A 4,596-nucleotide genomic window follows, 5' to 3' on the forward strand; every position below is an offset into this window, starting at 1 on the left:
AAATTCTGGATCTTGACAGTATCACCGATCTCGACCTCAGTATCAATATACGCGCTCTTACCGATGATACAATTCTTTCCGATCTTCGCCTTCTCACGTACATGCACGAAATGCCAGATCTTCGTGCCTTCGCCGATCTCCTCGCTCTCGACGATCGCGGTGGGATGCTTGAAGAACGTCATTACTTCTGCACCCTTCCTTTTGCTCGGATCTCCTCGGTTATTTGCAGATTAAAGAGCGCCTGCTCGGCCGTCACCGGGAATTCTGCTCCGTCTTTCGCGCACCGCACAAACATCTTCAACTCCTCCTTCAGCGGTTCCACCTTGCTCACGAGCACCTTCTCGATGATGTTCTCCTGCACGTAGCGCGAATTGACCTCGCTGTACTTCTGCGGCTTGCGATAGATGTAGACCTCCTGGTTCATGAAATCGCCCTCAACCGAAAAATCCTCGTCCTCAACGTAGATGCTCCGTGTCTTTTTACACGCTATTCGGCTCGCCGATAGCGACACCGCGCAATCGCCGAATCGTGCAATCGCCGTGCACAGGTCCTCATCCCAGACCGAGTCCAGATGGTACGATGAATAACCATCCATGAAATAGTTCCACACGAGATCGATGTCGTGGATCATCAGGTCCGTCACAACGTCCGCATCCGTGATGCGTGTCGATGCCGGATTGAGCCGTTTGATCTCGATATACCGGGGACGGTTGATGAGCTGCTTTATTTCCCTTACAATTGGATTGAACCGCTCGATGTGCCCTACACCGACCACCACGACGTCGTCCTGTATCGCTTGTACGAGCTGCGCGGCCTCTTCACTGGTTGAACAGATCGGCTTCTCGATCAGGCAGTGGATGCCCATTCCAACCGCCTGCCGGGCGAGCTCAAAGTGGTATTTCGTCGGCGCGCAGATGCTCACCAAATCCACCGTATCCAGCAGGGATGTGATTGAATCACTCACCAGCACGCCTTCGCCGTACTGCTCGCTCATGCGCCGTGCTGCAGCGCCATCAACATCATACAGGTAAACGTTATCAACATCCTTGAACTCGGTATACACGCGCACGTGGTTCCTGCCCATCGTGCCTACGCCAATCACGCCAACGTCCATGTTCGTGCTACCGTACCTCGTTTACTGTCACACAGATATAACGTAGAAAGAGAGAACCGCATTTTTTGTTTCCAGTTTCTTTGTCGCACTTTCTTTTCAAAGAAAAGTTGCTTCTCATAGGCGCTCCCCGATCATTTTGAGGATCTCTGCTAATGTCGGCTCCTGTTGAGGTTTCACGGTACCATCATGATGAAGATGATGCGGATGCGTTGCCACCTCTGGATGGTGTGGTGCGTTATCCCACCGCATAATCAAGTTCTGCTCCTTATCCTGCCAGTGATAGGAGTAATCCAGCTTACGCATACTCGAAGTAACGTATTCGAAAACGTGCAGCTCGGAACCGTCTCGTAACTCAAGTGCAAACCTGGTATAACCGGTCTTCACGCCGATACGTTCTGAAATCTGCCGTACGTTCTTGACCGAAGGATCGCTGCCCGCAATAGTCTTCAAAAACTGGAAATACTGCGCAATCATCAAATAGCCGCAAGGAGCGCATTTCGCTCTTTTCTGAGCTCATCGTTCAGCTCCTTCAGAGCCTTCCATTCGAAAAAGTCCATATCGTCGCCCGCTGCGCCTCGTTTGAATTTATCGTAAAAATCCGCCGTCTTCATACCGTATTTCCGCTCGAAGTAACGAATGCTCTCCTCGATTTCTCGTAACTTGTTGTTGAGCTCCGCTACTTTCGCTTTCAGCGTCCGAGCAACCACATCCTTGACGACCTCCTCGGATATTCCTGTCTTTTTCACTTCGAACAGCACCTTAAAGCATCTCCTATTTATCTACTTTCTTAAATTTCTTTAGTTAAGTTTTCTTTTCCAAAGAAAAGTTAGATTACGCCAACGTCCATTTTCTTGCTACCGTACCGCGTTTATCGTCGTGTGGATGTACACGAGCTCGTCCCTGCTCAACGCGGGGTGCACCGGTAAACTCAGCACCTGCTTCGCTAAGCGCGTCGCTGTCGGGCACTGATCACGCTCATAGCCGAGGTTTTGATATAACGGCTGCATGTGGATCGGCAGCGGGTAATGCACGGCTGTTCCGATCCCGTTCTGGCTCAAATGGCTCATGAAAGCGTCTCTGCTCATCGGAAAGCTATCCGCTAGCTTCAGCACATACTGATGGTACACGTGTCGCACGTTCTTCTCTTTGTACGGCTTCTCCAGCGCGCGATTCAGACGGTGGTTCAAATACTTCGCATTGGTTATCCTGCGTTTGGTGAACCTTTCGAGCTGCTGCAGTTGCGCGAGCCCCAGTGCCGCCTGCAGCTCGGTCATGCGGTAATTGTAGCCCAGGCTGGTGTGCAGGTACTTCTGACTCTGGCCATGATTGATGAGCAATCGCACTTGCTCCGCTAGTTGAGAATCGTTCGTCGTTACCATGCCGCCCTCGCCCGTGGTCATGTTATTCGTGCCATTGAACGAGAAGCAGCTGAGATCACCGAACGTACCAACGCGCGCTCGCTCGTACTCTGCACCGTGCGCTTGCGCGCAATCTTCAATTAAATAGAGCTGGTGGTCCGCGCATAACGCCTGCAAAGCTTTCACGTCAAACGGATGCCCGAACAGGTGCACGCCCAGTACCGCTTTTGTTTTTGCCGTGATCTTCTCCGCTGCATCGTCTGGATCAATAGTGAACGTCCGCTCGTTCACGTCCACGAAGACGGGTTTCGCATTCTGGAACAGGACCGCATTGGCCGTTGCGATGAATGAAAAATCAGGCACGAGAACCTCATCACCTTCTTTTATATTTAATGCTTTCAGTGCCAAATCCAGTGCGACCGTGCCACTCGTGGTGGTCACCGCATGGTTTACGCCTACGTAGCTCGCAAATTTTTCCTCAAACCGCATTACCCACGCGCCGCTGGCAAGCACCCCTGATTGTAATGCTTCAAGAACGTTAGTGATTTCCGTTTCGCCTAGCACAGGCTTAGCAAGCGGAACTAATAGTGTTGGATCTGAGAGTGGCGATTCAGAGTTCATAAGATGAAACGAGCATATTCATTATTTTGGGATACCGAGTAAATCCGCAACGTGATACGTCGGCCGAGAATCTGACCGCTGAGACAAAGCACCAGAATACGTAGAATAGCTGCTCTCCCCACTGTAGTGGGCTCGTGAGGTACATACCCCTTTGCTATCCTTCGATAATTCGCTCGTGGCATCTTTCTACTCTCCTAGCGTGAAATCTTCATCGCGGAGCCGATCGTCCGATTTTCTAAATCTAAAAAACGTATCAACGTACATCCTACTGCTTCGCGTATATAGAGAACTCAGGTGCTCGTTTTATCAAGTTCGTTAGGTCCCTCTGCGCATGGCGCCAAGCCAGAAGATAAAATCGGGGTCCTTCAGCCACTGTGGTAATGACGATGCCCAGACGACCGTACCGCAACGTTGCTGCAACTCAACTGCTTTCGCGAAGCCGCGTTTAAAGATCTTCATGCCCCGGGTCTCCAGCAACTTCTCAAACAGCTCAAGTAGTTTCTGCACGAGCAAGGTTTGCACAATCGTTCGGCCTATTTCGATCTCTTGCCTCCGCCCGTTGACCCGAGCTGTTCTCCGTTTCGGCTTCGTATAGGCTAACGCGACACGATACAACGCCTTCTCATTTTCGTCGAGCACTCGCCAATTCCCCCGGATTCGCCCTTTCCGGAGCTTGTCCCGAAGCATTTTATGTGTTACTACCGTCATTTGTTTTGTTCCCTGACCCATTAGCTAGCTAGCAAGAAATTGACGCGATTGCAGGTGCATGCGCGTGTCTCGTGCCTTTTCCTTCATACAGCCCCGAAGAGAATGATTGTACAGCCTGTATAAATAACTTGATGGTGCGATAAAAAGGGATAAGAGAAAGAGATTCTAGTTTATCGTGGTCTCATTGCTCGCCTTTAAGTATATTGCGCGGTAATGTGAATTCACAGGAAAGACGGGTAATACAAATACCGCAATCTCGTCTATAACTTCGCAGTTCTTCAGTAAGATGTGGTTCTGAAGTCGCGGTATATATAATCTTCACTCATTCTCATCAGTCAACCTGGTTCGCTTTTTCTCACCCATGTAAGCGCGCAGAGCAGCGCTTGTAATTCGTCTGCAGGCTCGTCAGCCGAGAAGACCTATCCGGTCCTGCCGTTCTGGATGGTGTTCGTGTCGCCTTCCACCAGCACGACATTCGGCTGCTCTTTCTGGAGAACCTGCTCCACACCCATCAAGATCTTACCGGTCTGCTCGCCGTGACTGCCAGAGCCGACGTCTAAGTTATACGAGCTTCAGGCAGCCGGAGCTGCTCGAAGAAGACGCGATCCATGGTGTAGGAAGAGTGCTGCCCCGTGTGCAGGATGAAGTAATCTAAATCCATATCAGCCGCGCTATTGTCGAGTAGAGCTCATAGCCTACCTCTTGTTGGAGTACTGGCTCCGAGGTGACTATGAGCCCCCTCACAGAACCGGACGTGAAGTTTTCCCTCATCCGGCTCTTCAGGAGCACATCCTC

6 protein-coding genes and 1 pseudogene are annotated in these 4,596 nt (G+C 51.0%); all 7 read right to left on the bottom strand.

Going from position 1 to position 4,596, the window contains the following annotated elements; all coding sequences use genetic code 11:
- The coding region (locus ENN68_02580) for an N-acetyltransferase (protein ID HDS44977.1) at nt 1-182 on the bottom strand (182 nt) is incomplete at its 3' end.
- Entirely contained in the window at nt 182-1,114 is a 933-nt protein-coding gene (locus tag ENN68_02585) for a Gfo/Idh/MocA family oxidoreductase (protein ID HDS44978.1), read from the bottom strand. The genes ENN68_02580 and ENN68_02585, both read right to left, overlap by 1 nt.
- A 114-nt stretch (nt 1,115-1,228) precedes the next feature.
- Nucleotides 1,229-1,588, bottom strand: coding sequence for a hypothetical protein (locus tag ENN68_02590; GenBank protein ID HDS44979.1), 360 nt, complete (start codon nt 1,586-1,588; stop codon nt 1,229-1,231).
- Nucleotides 1,588-1,872 carry a hypothetical protein gene (locus ENN68_02595; GenBank protein ID HDS44980.1) on the bottom strand — a complete coding sequence of 95 codons (285 nt, stop codon included), beginning with the start codon at nt 1,870-1,872 and terminating at the stop codon, nt 1,588-1,590. The genes ENN68_02590 and ENN68_02595 overlap by 1 nt, the downstream gene beginning before the upstream one ends.
- A 96-nt stretch (nt 1,873-1,968) precedes the next feature.
- Entirely contained in the window at nt 1,969-3,093 is a 1,125-nt protein-coding gene (locus ENN68_02600) for a DegT/DnrJ/EryC1/StrS family aminotransferase (GenBank protein ID HDS44981.1), read from the bottom strand.
- A gap of 315 nt (nt 3,094-3,408) precedes the next feature.
- Entirely contained in the window at nt 3,409-3,801 is a 393-nt protein-coding gene (locus tag ENN68_02605; GenBank protein HDS44982.1) for a hypothetical protein, read from the bottom strand.
- 419 nt (nt 3,802-4,220) lie between these two features.
- Nucleotides 4,221-4,462 (bottom strand): annotated as a pseudogene (locus ENN68_02610) (hypothetical protein).
- Nucleotides 4,463-4,596 lie beyond the last annotated feature (134 nt).

This window comes from Methanomicrobia archaeon, assembly GCA_011049045.1.
Taxonomy (GTDB): Archaea; Halobacteriota; Syntropharchaeia; order Alkanophagales; family Methanospirareceae; genus JACGMN01.